The sequence below is a fragment of the Pseudomonas sp. OV226 genome (assembly GCF_003148705.1).
In the GTDB taxonomy this organism is placed as follows: Bacteria; Pseudomonadota; Gammaproteobacteria; order Pseudomonadales; family Pseudomonadaceae; genus Aquipseudomonas.
The window spans coordinates 161,545-176,474 of sequence record NZ_QGGS01000007.1 but is presented as its reverse complement, the minus strand read 5'-3'; the positions used below and the strand labels follow the sequence as shown (position 1 = coordinate 176,474).

Sequence of the window (14,930 nt, the reverse complement as noted above, 5' to 3'; positions counted from 1 at the left end):
ATGAAAGTTCGCGAATGGCTGCAAAGGGTCGGATAGAGACCACCAGCCATTGTGACTGATCCACCCTTGTCTTCCCTCAACGTGGAGGACGAGCCATGAACACTGTTGCTAGATACCGCCATCAGCCTTGGAACAAGGGAAAGCTTGTCGGTCAGAAAGCCCCGCTCCGAGTCAGAGATATCTGGGCTATCCGAGTAAGACTTCAGCTTGCTGAGAAAACGCGTGATTTGGCGCTCTTCAACTTGGCCATCGATAGCAAGCTGCATGCCTGTGACTTAACCAAGTTGCGAGTCCGAGACATAGCCCATGGGGAGCATGTGTCGTCACGGGCCATCGTGATGCAGCAGAAAACTCAGCACCCAGTGCAATTTGAAATCACTGAGCAAACCCGAATGGTTTTGGAGGCTTAGATGCATCAGGCGCGTCTCCGCAGCGAGGAATTCTTGTTTCCAAGCCGATTGCACGCCTCAGACCATCTTTCCACCAGACAATACGCTCGAATAGTCAAAACGTGGGTGACAGCCATTGGCCTTGATCCAACCATGTACGGTACCCACACGCTACGGAGAACCAAGGCTTCGTTGATCTATCGCGGGACGAAAAACCTGAGAGCAGTCCAGCTCCTGCTTGGTCATACGAAGCTTGAAAGCACTGTCAGATACCTGGGAATCGAGGTCGATGATGCCTTGGAAATGGCTGAGCAGACGGAAGTCTGACCATTCATTGCAACGGTCGATGCTAGACCGTCGCTATCCGACCCAAAGCTGACCATCGGCTTTGCTCCCTTGCCGTCAGCCAATGATGATCGTGCCGATGGCAATCACCGCGCATGCCAGCATCTTTCGGACAGTCAGTGTCTCGCCCAAGAAAAAATATCCGATCAATACCGCGAACAACACGCTGGTTTCGCGCAATGCCGATACCGCTCCCATGGGCGCGGCGGACATGGCGTAGATAACGATTCCATAGGCCAGAAGTGAAACCAGACCTCCGATGAAGGCCGTCATGAATCCGGGTCGGAAGGTAAATAAACTCTTCGTGTCGCGCACGCTGACATACACCAACGGCATCAAGACGCCCCACAAGGCGCACATCCATACCGTGTATGCCATCGGTGCGCCGGACAGGCGGACGCCAATACCATCCGTCACGCTATAAGCCGCAATGAAACAACCGGTACCCAGGGCGTAAGGCAGACTGGGAACGGCCAGCTTGCGCCCTCTAAAGGCCAGCGAGATGATGCCGCCTGACACCAGTAAAATGCCAATCATCGCGACTGCCCCGACCGTTTCACCGGCAAAAACCGAAGCAGCGAGGGTAATCAGGATAGGCGAGGAGCCCCGCGAGATAGGGTAAGTTTGCCCAAGGTCTCCAACCTTGTAACTGCGCACCAGGAACAAGTTGTAGCCGACGTGCAGGACCGCCGAAAGTACTGCGTAGAACCAGCTGGCTTGGGCCGGAGCCTCCAAAAACAAGGCTATTGCGACGCTGGTAATCGCTACAGCCACGCACATGATCGTCATCGACCAAAGTCTGTCGGCGCCACCGCGCAACGCGGCATTCCAGCTGGCATGCAAGAGCGCTGCGAAAAGTACGAGCAAGATGATGTGATAGGGCATGCGACATCCTAAGCAATTGGGCACCTTGACTAAAGCGAAGTCCTCGCATTACTTAATGGGTAATTCCTCATGCTTCATCGATATCCTTTTTCGGATCGTTCTTCGGCGAGCGTCCAGAACTGCACGCTTTATGAATGAAAACTCATAATAGTGCACCATCAGTAGACCGCATTTCTCTTGGCCCCTTGGCGTGGCAGCACAGCAGTTCTGTGATTGGTTGCGTGACGCTGCGCACAGTATTGGCGGCGACGGCCTGGAGTGATTAGATCTGGGCTTTCGGCCGAAATCGGGCGCGCAGCCATGGCTGCGATCGACTCAAAGCAGGCGCCCGTTGCAGGTCGTTTATGGCCGAGGCTATCCCGTCGCTTTGCCCAAGAAGGACCATCGTCTGGTCATCGGTGAAGCGCTTGAATCCGTTGACGTGCTCTGTGCTCTCATCCAACAGGGCACGTCTTTGTTTCTGACTAGTCGCTCAATATCCGAGCATTAGAAGAAGCCCAACGGATTGATGTCGTAGCTCACCAGCAGGTTTTTGGTCTGCTGATAGTGGTCGAGCATCATCTTGTGGGTTTCACGGCCGACGCCGGACTTTTTGTAGCCCCCGAACGCGGCATGCGCCGGGTACAGGTGGTAGCAGTTGGTCCACACACGACCGGCCTTGATGGCGCGGCCCATGCGGTAGGCGCGGTTGATGTCGCGGGTCCAGAGGCCGGCACCCAGGCCGAACTCGGTGTCGTTGGCGATGGCCAGGGCTTCGGCTTCGTCCTTGAAGGTGGTGATGCTCACCACCGGGCCAAAGATTTCTTCCTGGAACACGCGCATTTTGTTGGTGCCCTTGAGCAGGGTCGGCTGGATGTAATACCCGGTCGCCAGGCTGCCCTCGAGTTTTTCTACCTTGCCGCCGGTCAGCAACTCGGCGCCTTCGCCCTTGGCGATTTCCAGGTACGAAAGGATTTTGTCGAATTGCTGCTCGGACGCCTGAGCGCCGACCATGGTGTCGGTGTCCAGCGGGTCGCCACGTTTGATCGACAGGACTTTTTTCATCACGACTTTCATGAAGTCGTCGTAGATCGACTCTTGCACCAGGGCGCGGGACGGGCAGGTGCAGACTTCGCCTTGGTTGAAGAAGGCGAGCACCAGGCCCTCAGCGGCTTTTTCGATGAAGGACGGTTCGGCTTGCATGATGTCTTCGAAGAAGATGTTCGGCGATTTGCCACCCAGCTCCACGGTGGACGGAATGATGTTTTCGGCGGCACATTTCATGATGTGCGAGCCGACCGGGGTCGAGCCGGTGAAGGCGATTTTGGCAATGCGTTTGCTGGTGGCCAGCGCTTCGCCAGCTTCTTTGCCATAGCCTTGCACGATGTTCAGTACGCCGGGTGGCAACAGGTCACCGATCAACTCGACCAGTACGGTAATGCCCAGCGGGGTTTGCTCGGCAGGCTTGAGCACCACGCAGTTACCGGCGGCCAGGGCCGGGGCGAGTTTCCAGGCGGCCATCAGGATCGGGAAGTTCCACGGGATGATCTGCCCGACTACGCCCAGCGGTTCATGGATGTGATAGGCCACGGTGTTGCCGTCGATCTCGGCGGCGCTGCCTTCTTGGGCGCGGATGCAGCCGGCGAAGTAGCGGAAGTGGTCGGCGGCCAGCGGGATGTCGGCGTTGAGGGTTTCCCGCACGGCTTTGCCGTTGTCCCAGGATTCGGTGATTGCCAGCAGTTCGAGATTTTGCTCGATGCGGTCGGCGATTTTCAGCAGCACCAGCGAGCGCGCCTGGGCGGACGTGGCGCCCCAGGCATCGGCAGCGGTATGGGCAGCGTCTAGGGCCTTGTCGATGTCTTCGGCGGTGGAGCGCGGGAATTCGGCAATCGGTTGGCCATTCACTGGCGAGGTATTGGTGAAGTACTGACCTTTGACAGGCGCGACGAACTCGCCGCCGATGTAATTACCGTAGCGGTGCTTGAAGGATACGAGGGCACCGGGGGTGCCAGGAGGGGCGTAGATCATGGCGAGTCTCTCTTGTTGTTGTTGTTGTTGTTGTTGTTGTTGTTGTTGTTGTTGTTGTTGTTGTTGTTGTTGTTGTTGGTTGTGGTCGTCCGCGGGACGACCACTGTCACTTCAGTAGCCGGGTGGGGTCAGGAGCCTTGAGGGGTTTCACCGCGTGCCAGGCGGGCATTGATGTCTTCGATGACGGCCGGCAACTCGACGATGGTGTCGATCAGGTAGTGCGGGCGAGAACCTTCGAACATCTTGATGATGCGGGCGCGTTCTTCTGCCAGTTTGTCGGAGGGCAACGCCTTGTACTGTTCGTAAGTCAAACCCAGGGCGTTGCCGGAGCAGGTCAGCGCGACTGTCCACATGCCGGCACTGCGGCCCTCGAGGATGCCGGGCCAGGTGTCGTCGACCTTGACGCAAGCGGCGACGTCGCTGATGCCCAAGGCGATCACGTTAGCCAGAGCCTGGGCTGGATGTGGGCGGCCATTGGGCACTTCGTCGGTCGCTACCACGTGGTCGGCGACGTAGCCATTGTGGCGCGCCAGTTCCACCACTTTTTCCATGACGACAGCCGGATAGCCTGAACAGGACCCTATTTTCAAACCTTGGTCACGCAGCGCATCGATGGCGTTCAAGGCGCCAGGAATCAGCGCCGAGTGCAGCGCGATCTTCTCGATTTGTAGTGGCATGAAGCGCTCATAAAGCGCTGTGATGTCTTCATCGGTCGGTAAGCGATCAAACACCGTACGGTAACGTTCTGCGATCTGTGGCTGGTTGCATAACGTGCGGATGTGGTCCCACTTGCCCATGCCCATGGGACCGCGTGCTTCCTCCAGAGAAACCGCCACGCCAAACTCGGCGAAGGCTTCGACGAAAATTTGCGTAGGGGCGAAGGAACCGAAATCAACGACGGTGCCTGCCCAGTCCAGGACCACGGCTTGCAGTTGGGAAGGTTGTTTGTAATGCATGGTGAATCTCCACTTTTTTGGTAGGGGAAGGCCGTCCCTCTCACCCGTGAGAAGTAGGCTTATCGATAGTTAAAGTGCGTTACAGAATCAGATAACCGGCGTTGAACTGGCCTCGAACAACTCCGCGATCATTGGACGGTTTCTGCGAATACCGAGGCAGCACAAGTGGTAGTCGATGGAAAACGGATGATTTACAAAGGTGATCGGTTTTGTGCCTGGGGTTTCGGCGTACTCGACGGCAGAGACAAAACCTATGCCGATGCCCTTGGCGATGGCATGCACAATGGCTTCGCGGCTGTTCAACTGCATCACACAGTTCAGCGAGACGTCGAGGCGCTTGCAGCTTTCCTCCACCAACTGTCGAGTGCGTGAGCTTTTTTCCCTAAGCACCCACCGCTCGTTGCTGATCTGCTCGACGTGGACCTCTTTTTGACTTGCCCAGGGGTGGTCTTCGCGCACGACGGCAATGATCGGATAGCGCCGGTACAGTTGTGTATCAAAGCGCTGGTCGAATTCGGACAGCGCCAGAATCGCCACATCAATGTCGAAGTTGAAGAGCCGGTCCAGCGTCTCCTTTTCCGGAGAAAACGAGGTCTCGAGTTCGATGTCCGGGTGGCGCTGCATCAATTCGTACGTCAGGTTCATCGCTATGGGCGGGGACACCGCGCCCAAGCGCAACATGCCGGTCTTGCGTTGCTTGAAACTTTGTAAAAGTTGCACGGCTTCATCCTCTTGGCCGAACAGGCCCTGGGTGATCGAATAGAGCTTGTGTCCCGCCGAACTCATTTCGATAAAGCGGCCGCGACGGTGGAACAGTTCCACGGAAAACTTCTTTTCCAGTGCGTTGACCTGCTCGCTGACCGTCGGTTGGCCGACGCTCAGGTACTCGGCAGCAAGGGTGAAACTGCCGGTCTTCGCGACTGCATGAAAAGAACGTAGCCACTTGTGGTACTGGTACATAAAAGATCCTGTTCCTGAGCCGCAGCCTGTGATTCAAGCCTCTGAACCTTGTACTCAACGCCGGATGAACAGCGCAACCACCGCGCTGCAAAGGCACGCCGTCGTGACCACGATGAAGATCAACGAGGTATTGCCGGTACTGTCGAGCATACCGCCGATCAATGGTTCCGCCAGGCCCGCAAACAGATAGGACGAAAAGTTCATCACGCCGGTTGCCGTGCCCGCACGCTTTGCGCCGACCAGGTCAGGGCAGAGCGCCCAGAAACTCGACGCAGGGCCGTAGACAAAGAACCCGCAGAGGAACAGCGCGATAAGCCCGGTGGCACTATGGGGCGCAAGGGTCCACATCCACAGGCTGGTGGCGGCACCGAGCACCATGTAGAGCATGATCGCCAGGTAACGTTTGGAGCCGAACAGCTTGTCCGATATCCATCCATTACTCAGCGCGCCGATGGCCATGCCTACCGGCAGGGCAACCGTGATCCACTTTGGATCGATCATGCTGTCGCCGCTCTTCCAGTCGGCACCAAGAAAGTGCACCGGTACCCAGACGATCAGGCCATAGCGAGCGGCGTTCTGGAAACCCAGGGACACTGCGGCAATGATCAGGCGAAAGTTTTTCAGGACGGCTTTGTAGCGTTGCGCAGAGGTCTCGACTTCGCCGTGGGCCACTTCGTGATTTTTGTCATCGGCGTTGGCGACCCCGGTGTCGGCGAGTGGCTCGAAGCCCAAATCCTGCGGCCGTTCGCGCGCCACCAGATAGAAGATGATTCCGCCCGCCAACATCAGCAGCACGGGCAAGCGAAAGATCCAGCGCCACTCCAGATGCATCACCTCCAGCACCACGATCGAGGTCACGTACGACAGGACCGAGGCGCAACCGGCGGCGAACACGTATAAGCCATACACCTTGCCGCGCTCGCCGGCACTCCACCAATTGGAGATCAATCGACTGCCCGGCGCCCACCCCAACGCCTGGAAATAACCGTTGATGCCCCAGGGCAGGATCAGTGCGGCAAAATTGCCTGCGAAACTGGTCACCCAGTTGGCGGCGCAGGACAACACGGCACCGGCGGTCATGATGCGGCGACCCCCGTATTTATCCGCAAGGTTGCCGTTGATGGCTTGGCCGATGGCATAAGCCCACAGCATGGCGGCCGATGCCCAGCCGAGGTGTTCCTTGGTAAAACCGAATTCGGCCTGGATGCCCGGAATGGCGAAACCGAAGGTTTGTCGACCGGTGTAGAAAAACAAATAGCAGAACATCGCCGCCAGCAACATGCGCCATTGAGCGACTCGAAATGAGGCGGTGTGTTCAGCGAGAGCAGGCATGGTTTGAGCACGATTCATGATCTTTTCCTTATTATTGTTCGCTCTCACCTATTGGTGTCGGCGGGTGCACTCTTTTCTAAGGGGTGCAGGAAATCGTCGCGGCTCGTCATGCCGCTGACAGTGCTTGTTGGGTGTTGATTTCCGGGTGAGCTCTACGCAGCTTGAGAGCCGATAAAGTTTTTGCCCCTGGCGCCCTGCATGGCGAAAAGAATCATTTGCTCGGCTTGCTCTGCCGTCACGCCATAGTCGGAAAACTCGGTTTTCACGCCCAGGCTATGCAGGAATTCACGCAGCTGAGCCTGGGCTTTATCCAGGTCGTTGCCGAAAATTCGTTGCAGGGTACGGTCGCGCGCTGCGTCGTGACCCCAGGCCAAGCCCAGCACCAGCGGCAATGTGAAGGAGCAGGCGATGCCATGCGGCAGGCCATAGTGCAGCGTCATCTCGTAGGAGATGGAGTGGGCGAGGGCGGTTTTGGTGTTGGAAAACGCCAATCCTGCCTTGAGGGCGGCCAATGCCATGCGAGAACGCAGTTCCTTGTTGGAGAGATCACGACGCAGGAGCGGCAGGCATTCGAGGATGTCCGCAATGGCGGAGATGGCGAAGGTGTCCGAAACCGGATTGGCATTGATGTTCCAGACCGACTCCAGCGCGTGAGACAAGGCATCCAGCCCGGTAGAGACGGTGACGCCACCTGGGACGGTCAGCATCAGCTGCGGGTCGACAATCGCGACTTTGGGCCAGGTGCACTCAAGGTGCAGCGAGTATTTTTTGTGGCTGGCCGAATCCCAGATCGTCGCCCAAGGCGTCACTTCGCTACCGGTACCCGCCGTGGTGGGCGCCGCGATCAGTATTTTGCTGCGCGCCGGAATGAAGGGCTTGCCGGTTGCCAGCAACGCGAGCAATTCATCAAAGTGCCCCGATTCAGTACCCACGATCAATGCCTTGGCGGTATCGATGGCACTGCCGCCACCGACGGCGATGACGGCGTGGCATTCGCCGGCTTCTTGCCAGAAGCGTTCATAGGTATCACGCAGCTGTGCCACGTCAGGATTAGGCTGGACATCTTCGATCACATACACTAGGCGGTCACCCAGCAGGTCTTGAATGCGATCAACCAAACCCAGCCCACGCGCCTCGGGGAAGGTCACAAGGGCGACTGTCTGGTGTTCAGTGATGTCGGCAAGTTGATGCAGGCTGCCCCAGCCGAATCGTGTATCAACTGGATTGTGGAATCGGGCAATCATGGCGGGTCCTTTGTTTTTGTTGTTGGAAGTGGCCCCATACTCGGGGTGCTTCAACAACAGCTCAAATCGATAATTCGCAGGCGTTAATCGGCTGAACCGATACTTGATTCAATGTGAGTGCATGCAAGGGGAGTGTTCAGGTGTGAGCGCCACGCTGGATCGCGTTGCGCAATCGACCCGACATCGCATCAGCAACGATCACCATGAGCGTGATGACAATGATGCAAGTGGCAGTCTCCTGATATTTGAAAAGTTTCAGACTGCTCACCAGCTCAAAACCAAGCCCGCCAGCGCCCACCATGCCCAGTACCGTCGCCGAGCGTAAATTGACTTCGAAGCGGTACAGCACCACTGCAATCCAGGCGGTGATGACCTGCGGCAATACGCCGAAAACGATGACTTGTAAGGGCCGTGCGCCGGTTGCCTGAAGCGCTTCGATCGGGCCTTGGTCGATCTCCTCTATGCTCTCGGCAAAGAATTTTCCAAGCATGCCCAGGCCATGCAACGCCAGCGCCAGCACGCCGGGGAAGGGCCCAAGGCCTACCGCCGAGACAAATATCAGGGCCAGAATCAGTTCATTGATGCTGCGAGTGAAATTGAGAAATTGCCGGGTCGTGTGGAAGACCAGCCGGTTCCGGCTCAGGTTGCGGGCCGCGAGAAATGACAGCGGAATGGCCATCAAGACACCGAGCAATGTGCCCCAAATGGCGATTTGCAGCGTCTCCACGGCGGGCGCCAACAGTCGGGGAAGAATGCTCAGGTCGGGTGGGACGGTGCGTGACAGGAAATCACCAATTTGTGGCAACCCTGCCGCGAGTTCACCCACGCTTAATTGCGCGCCCGTGGCGCTCCAGTGCAGGGTCAGAATCACCGCCAGCACGATTGCGCCCGTGGACAGCCAGCCACGCGGTCCGCGAGGCAGGTCTACTGTCCACAGATAACTTTGCTGTTTCATGCTCAAACCCTCAGTTGCGCGCAAGGGATTATCAGTTCGTCCGCTTTCGCGGAGGTGCTTGGGGCTTGCGTTGTCTGGCCGGGGTAAATGCGCTGCAAGTCGTCTTCGGTCATGCTGGAAGCGGTACCGTCAAACACCAGTTTTCCGTGGGCCAGGCCGACGATCCGGTCGCCGAACTCTCGGGCGTACTCAACCTGATGCAGGTTGCACAACACCGTGATACCCAGCTCCCGCGTGGCATCGCGCAAATATTGCAGCACCAGGCGCGCGGTCTTTGGGTCGAGACTGGCCACCGGTTCGTCCGCCAGAATCACTTTTGGGCGTTGCGCCAAGGCACGAGCGATGCCCACGCGTTGCATCTGCCCCCCGGAAAGTGCATCGGTGCGTTCGCCGGCTTTATGTGCCAGCTCTACGCGCTCCAGGCACTGCATGGCCAGCGCCACTTCTTCGCGCCGAAACAACTGCAGGATCGAGGTGAGCGTTGGCACTGCGCCCAGGCAGCCGGTCAGTACATTCTTCAGTACGCTCAGACGCGGCACGACGTTGTGGTGCTGAAAAATCATCGCAGCCTGACGTCGCAGAACGCTGGTGTCGCGACAGGCGAGTGCGTCAATGCCTGCCACCGAGAGCGTCCCGGAGTCGGCTTGGACAAGTCGGTTGATGCAACGCAGCAACGTCGATTTACCCGCGCCGGACTGGCCCAGCACCACCACAAATTCTCCCGCAGCCACGTCCAGATCAATCCCGCGCAAAACCGGGTTTGATCCGTAGTGCTTGGTCAGTTGGCGGATACTGATCATTTGAAACTCCGCAAATCGAGATCGAGCACCTTGGCGGTGTCGCGGACGACGTCGTAATTCGCATCGGAAGTAGGCTGGAAGCCATCCAGTTGGCCCTGGTCACCCCATGGCACGTCCTTGATCGAAGCCAGGGCGGCAGCGACTTTTTGCTTGAGTGCCGGGTCGAGGTTCTTGCGCCAGACCATTGGCGACTCCGGGATCGGACGAGAAGTCCACACCACCAGGAAGTCATCCGGCTTCACCAGCCCCCTGGTCACGGCGTTGGCCAAAATGCGGTCGGCTACGGCGGCGGCATCCACCTTCTGGTTGGCTACTGCGAGGATGCTGGCGTCATGGGAGCCGGAGAAAATCACGCGCGAAAACAAAGTAGCGGGATCAAACCCAGCCTGTTCCAGTCCGGCTTTGGGGAACAGATGACCAGAAGCAGAGCTTGGGTCGACAAACGCGAAGGTGTGATTCTTCAGGTCGGACAATTGATGAATGCCGCTTTCCTTACGGGTAATGATCAAGCTCTTGTAGGCGCTCTGACCGGTTTTCTTGGTGACGGCTACCGCGAACGCTTCAACGTCTGCTACCGACGTTGCCAGCACATAGGAGAACGGGCCGAGGTAGGCCACGTCCAGCTTGCCTGCACGCAGTGCCTCGATGATGCCGTTGTAGTCCGTGGCGACAAAGGGTTCGACGGGCATGCCCAGTTGGGCTTCAAGGCCGCTGAGCACTTGCTTGCTCGACTCGATCATGGCTTGGGAGTCTTCTGACGGGATCAGGCCAATCCGCAGTTTGTCGTTCGCCGCCGCGTGGCTGGCAGCACTGATTGAGAGGCAGGTCAAAGCGGCGACACGCAAAAATCGGGACAGGTTCTTCATGGCATTTCCGGAGTCGGGTTGGAGTTGCCCAAGGTTAGAAATGTCACGTGACAGTCATACGATCAGTTCAATATGGGTTTTCGGTGCTAACTATTGATGGAGTCTATGGATGTCTACCGCCAAAATGCGTGCATTCCTCGCGGTGGCACGCCATGGGAGTTTCAGCGCTGGCGCGCGCGCCTTGGGGCTAAGCCAGCCTACGCTGACCACCCAAGTGCAAAGCATGGAGCGGCAATACAATCTTGAGTTGTTTCATCGTCGCGGGCGACGCATTGAGTTGTCCGATGTCGGTCGCCAATTGCTACCCATTGCCCAAGCGATGGCTGCCTTGGATTTGGATGCGCACAACCTTTTGCGCGACTCAGGCCGGCTTGACAGTGGCCAGCTCAAGCTAGGGGCGGTGGGGCCTTTTCATGTGATCGAGATGGTCGACAACTACCTTCAGCAGCATCCGCGCATCGATGTTTCGATACGCGTTGGCAACTCGGCTCAGGTGCTTGCCGATCTTGAGAGTTACGTGACGGATATCGCGGTACTTGCTGGACGGCACGATGATCCAGGGCTCTGCGCCGTTCACTACGCGCGTCACGCCATCATCCTGTTTGCCCACCATGATCATCCTTTTGCGGAACGCGATTCAGTACGACTTGAAGAGCTGGAGGGGCAGCGGCTGCTACAACGAGAGCCCGGTTCTACAACTCGCCTGGTACTGGAGCAGGCTTTAACGGCGGCCGGAGTTGTACCGCGTATCGCAATGGAAATCGGCAGCCGTGAAGCACTGCGCGAAGCCGTGGTGCGTGGTATCGGGTTGGGCGTTGTGTCCGAGGCGGAGTTCATCCCCGATCCCCGCATCCGAACGATCCGGATCGACGGAGATCAGCTTTACACAGAAACCTATCTCTATTGCCTGACCGAACGTCGCTCCAGTCGGCTGATCACATCGTTCTTTGATGTAGTGCTTCATACAAACCTAAAGGCTTAAGCCACGCAGGCAATTAAGTGGCTGCTTTTGGCCGATTTCTGCCTGAGGCCAGGGGCTGGAATCGACCGATTCTGTTGAAAAAGTCGGTATGTCCAGACTGCTCCCATACTGACCGCTGAAAACGTCTTTTTTTGCGCGTCGCAACGCGAAATCTGAGCCCCGAATCTTCTGCTCAAAGTAAAGATTTCAATCTCAAGCGCATACTTTTCTACCGTAGAAACCATGGCCGACTTTTTCAACAGAATCGGCCGATAGTTGTCGGTCAAGATGTAGCTTTTCGTCGTGTGCAGCGCAGGTTTGGTCCGCCGATGGAATCTGGCACTCAACAATAGGCGCTTTTAAATCCTTACCGATGGTTGTTTTCTGTAAGACCTTGCAGCCCTTGTTCTGTAAGGGCTGCAGAGGATTGCCAGAATCCCCGGATCTAACACCGGTCCACCTGAGCCGTGACCAAATTGAACCCGTGTCTAACGGCCTGATTGGAAGTCGCTCAGTCTGGCCACCTCTACAAATGAGTGCGGGCGTTGTTTCTCGAGAGACCGAACGTGATATGACGGTTGTTTTCGCCATCGTGGGTGAGCCAATCCGCGATACACCAACCTAGGCTATCCCTCCATCAACATGGCTGGGTTGACTGGTTGTGATAAGCAGGGCCGCTAAACCTATAGAATCGGGGGGTCGCAGTGGTCGATCATGCTCACGGTGATGTGCTCAAAGCAATGCGGCGTTGGTGGATATCTTGGTTCCAGAGTGGGTGGCTGCTCAGACAGAGTTCCTTGTTTTGAAGCGAAGCGATCTGATCTGTTGGCCGCGGCTCGTCAGCGGCTACGGCATCACAGGGATGCCGGCAACACTGATTGCTCAGGTTGAACGTGGGCGTTTTGAGGGTTGAGCCAGCGCCTTCGAGCGTCCCTGCCGTCGCTCGAAGGCGCTCAGGTTACTTCAGGTTGCCGCTGAGGAATTGCTGCAGGCGCTCGCTTTTGGGGTTGCCCAATACGTCCTCGGGCGCACCTTGCTCTTCGACCCGCCCCTGGTGCAGGAACAGCACCTGGTTCGACACTTTGCGCGCAAAGCTCATTTCGTGGGTCACCATGATCATGGTGCGGCCTTCTTCGGCCAGCCCCTGGATCACCTTGAGCACTTCGCCCACCAGTTCCGGGTCCAGGGCCGAAGTCGGCTCGTCGAACAGCATGATCTCCGGTTCCATGCTCAGGGCACGGGCAATGGCGACCCGTTGCTGCTGACCACCCGAGAGAAACGCCGGATATTGATCTGCAACCCGTGCCGGCAAACCGACCTTGTCCAGGTAGCGCCGGGCGCGATCCTCCGCGTCCTTCTTGCTGACGCCCAGCACCCGGCGTGGGGCCATGGTGATGTTTTCCAGTACGGTCATGTGGCTCCACAGGTTGAAGTGCTGGAACACCATCGCCAGGCGAGTGCGGATGCGTTGCAGTTCATTGGCGTCGGCCACGCGCATTCCGTGGCGATCATGGACCATTTGAATCGGCTGGTTATCCAGGCTCATGGCGCCGTCGTTGGGCGTTTCCAGGAAGTTGATGCAACGCAGAAAAGTGCTCTTGCCCGAACCACTGGCGCCGATCAGGCTGATCACATCGCCGGTCTTGGCATTTAGCGAAACGCCCTTGAGGACTTCATGGTTGCCATAACTTTTGTGCAGGTTTTCAACGGTCAGTTTGTACATGAACAAGCATCCTGAATTTAGTGAGCCGGGCCGAGGAAAGACAACCAACGGCGTTCAGCCAGGCGGAACAGGCCGACCAGGGAGAAAGTGACTGCCAGGTAGATCAACGCGGCGAGGCCGAACGACTGGAAGGTCAGGAAGGTCGCCGAGTTGGCGTCTCGCGCGACTTTCAGAATGTCCGGAATGGTCGCGGTGAAGGCCACGGTGGTCGAGTGCAGCATCAGAATCACTTCGTTGCTGTAGTAAGGCAGCGAGCGACGCAGGGCGGACGGCATGATCACGTAGGTGTACAGCTTCCAGCCGGTCAGTCCGTAGGCTTTGGCCGCTTCGACTTCACCGTGGTTCATGCTGCGAATGGCCCCAGCGAAGATATCCGTGGTGTAGGCGCAGGTGTTCAGGGCGAAGGCCAGGATGGTGCAGTTCATCGCATCGCGGAAGAACGCATCCAGTACCGGCTGAGCACGCACCGCGGCCAGGCTGTAAATACCGGTGTAACAAATCAGCAGCTGAATATAGAGAGGCGTACCCCGAAACAGATAGGTGTAGAACTGCACCGGCCAGCGCACCCAGACATTGGTCGAGACCCGGGCGATCGACAGCGGGATCGACATCACGAAGCCGAAGAAGATCGAAGCACTGAGCAGCCAGAGGGTCATGGCCAGCCCGGTGATGTGATTGCCGTCCTGGAACAGGAAAGGCTTCCAGTATTCCTGCAGTAGCTCGATCATCGCACGGCCTCCCGGGTGCCTGCGGCGTAGAAGATTTCCATCCGGCGCAAGACGTAGTTCGAAACGGTGGTTATCACCAGATAGATCAAGGCGGCCAGCATCAGGAAGAAGAACAGCTGATAGGAGCTCTTGCCCGCGTCCTGGGCCACTTTGACCAGATCGGCCAGGCCAATGATCGACACCAGCGCGGTGGCCTTGAGGATCACCATCCAGTTATTACCGATGCCCGGCAGGGCAAAACGCATCATTTGCGGGAACACCACGATGCGAAAGCGCTGAGCGCGGGTCAGGCCGTAGGCGGTAGCCGCTTCCATCTGCCCTCGGGGTACGGAGAGGATGGCGCCACGGAAGGTTTCGGTGAAATACGCCCCGTAGATGAAGCCCAGGGTTATGACCCCAGCACTGAACGGGTTGATCTCGATGTATTCCCATTCCATGAAATCGGTAAACGAGGTTAGCCAGGTTTGCAGGCTGTAGAAGATCAACAGCATCAGCACCAGGTCCGGCACGCCGCGAATCAGCGTGGTGTAGGCCTGCGCAGGGACGCGCAGCAGTGCCGATTTCGAAAGCTTGGCGCTGGCGCCGATCAGGCCCAGGCCAACGCTCACCAGCAAGCACAGAAAGGATAATTTGACAGTCATCCACGAGCCTTGCAGCAACAGCGGGCCGAAACCCTTAAGGCTAAAGCCTGACAGCCCAAGAATCTGCAATAGGTTTTCTAGCATTGAGCAGCCCTACCTCAATCAATAAAGTGCCCATCCGGAAATGGGCGCAGGGTC

At 57.6% G+C, this 14,930-nt stretch carries 14 protein-coding genes and 1 pseudogene; 3 read left to right on the top strand and 12 right to left on the bottom strand.

Annotation, left to right across the window (positions count from 1 at the left end):
• Positions 1-95 precede the first annotated feature (95 nt).
• Positions 96-716: pseudogene (locus tag C7534_RS32820) on the top strand (tyrosine-type recombinase/integrase).
• A gap of 75 nt (positions 717-791) precedes the next feature.
• On the opposite strand, the gene C7534_RS14820 reads toward C7534_RS32820, so the two are convergent.
• From C7534_RS14820 to phnD, 9 genes are all read right to left on the bottom strand, one after another.
• A complete protein-coding gene (locus tag C7534_RS14820) occupies positions 792-1,619 on the bottom strand; it encodes a DMT family transporter (protein WP_109786211.1) in 828 nt (275 codons plus the stop codon).
• 486 nt (positions 1,620-2,105) lie between these two features.
• Positions 2,106-3,626, bottom strand: a complete 1,521-nt coding sequence (gene exaC, locus C7534_RS14810) for an acetaldehyde dehydrogenase ExaC (protein ID WP_109786209.1) — start codon at positions 3,624-3,626, stop codon at positions 2,106-2,108.
• Positions 3,627-3,754: 128 nt separating this feature from the next.
• A complete protein-coding gene (gene phnX / locus C7534_RS14805; RefSeq protein ID WP_109786208.1) occupies positions 3,755-4,582 on the bottom strand; it encodes a phosphonoacetaldehyde hydrolase in 828 nt (275 codons plus the stop codon).
• An 87-nt stretch (positions 4,583-4,669) separates the two neighbouring features.
• Positions 4,670-5,542: a LysR substrate-binding domain-containing protein gene (locus tag C7534_RS14800; RefSeq protein WP_109786207.1), complete on the bottom strand. Its 873-nt coding sequence runs from the start codon at positions 5,540-5,542 to the stop codon at positions 4,670-4,672.
• Positions 5,543-5,596: 54 nt separating this feature from the next.
• Entirely contained in the window at positions 5,597-6,892 is a 1,296-nt protein-coding gene (locus C7534_RS14795) for an MFS transporter (RefSeq protein ID WP_109786206.1), read from the bottom strand.
• A 134-nt stretch (positions 6,893-7,026) separates the two neighbouring features.
• A complete protein-coding gene (gene psrA, locus C7534_RS14790) occupies positions 7,027-8,118 on the bottom strand; it encodes an iron-containing alcohol dehydrogenase PsrA (protein WP_109786205.1) in 1,092 nt (363 codons plus the stop codon).
• Between the two features lie 136 nt (positions 8,119-8,254).
• Positions 8,255-9,073, bottom strand: coding sequence for a phosphonate ABC transporter, permease protein PhnE (phnE, locus tag C7534_RS14785; protein WP_109786204.1), 819 nt, complete (start codon positions 9,071-9,073; stop codon positions 8,255-8,257).
• Between the two features lie 2 nt (positions 9,074-9,075).
• Positions 9,076-9,873: a phosphonate ABC transporter ATP-binding protein gene (gene phnC / locus C7534_RS14780; RefSeq protein ID WP_109786203.1), complete on the bottom strand. Its 798-nt coding sequence runs from the start codon at positions 9,871-9,873 to the stop codon at positions 9,076-9,078.
• Positions 9,870-10,739: a phosphonate ABC transporter substrate-binding protein gene (phnD, locus tag C7534_RS14775; protein WP_109786202.1), complete on the bottom strand. Its 870-nt coding sequence runs from the start codon at positions 10,737-10,739 to the stop codon at positions 9,870-9,872. The genes phnC and phnD overlap by 4 nt, the downstream gene beginning before the upstream one ends.
• 109 nt (positions 10,740-10,848) lie before the next feature.
• Between phnD and C7534_RS14770 the strand changes: the two genes are divergently transcribed.
• Both C7534_RS14770 and C7534_RS14760 read left to right on the top strand, forming a co-directional pair.
• Positions 10,849-11,721: a LysR substrate-binding domain-containing protein gene (locus C7534_RS14770; RefSeq protein ID WP_109786201.1), complete on the top strand. Its 873-nt coding sequence runs from the start codon at positions 10,849-10,851 to the stop codon at positions 11,719-11,721.
• A gap of 730 nt (positions 11,722-12,451) precedes the next feature.
• Positions 12,452-12,613, top strand: a complete 162-nt coding sequence (locus tag C7534_RS14760; RefSeq protein ID WP_221174460.1) for an efflux RND transporter periplasmic adaptor subunit — start codon at positions 12,452-12,454, stop codon at positions 12,611-12,613.
• 45 nt (positions 12,614-12,658) lie between these two features.
• On the opposite strand, the gene C7534_RS14755 is transcribed toward C7534_RS14760, so the two are convergent.
• Genes C7534_RS14755 through C7534_RS14745 form a run of 3 tightly spaced genes read right to left on the bottom strand, consistent with a single transcriptional unit; the run spans position 12,659 to position 14,876 of the window.
• Positions 12,659-13,423, bottom strand: coding sequence for an ABC transporter ATP-binding protein (locus C7534_RS14755; RefSeq protein WP_046031503.1), 765 nt, complete (start codon positions 13,421-13,423; stop codon positions 12,659-12,661).
• Positions 13,424-13,440: 17 nt separating this feature from the next.
• Positions 13,441-14,151, bottom strand: a complete 711-nt coding sequence (locus C7534_RS14750) for an ABC transporter permease (RefSeq protein WP_109786200.1) — start codon at positions 14,149-14,151, stop codon at positions 13,441-13,443.
• A complete protein-coding gene (locus C7534_RS14745; RefSeq protein ID WP_046031501.1) occupies positions 14,148-14,876 on the bottom strand; it encodes an ABC transporter permease in 729 nt (242 codons plus the stop codon). The genes C7534_RS14750 and C7534_RS14745 overlap by 4 nt, the downstream gene beginning before the upstream one ends.
• Positions 14,877-14,930 lie beyond the last annotated feature (54 nt).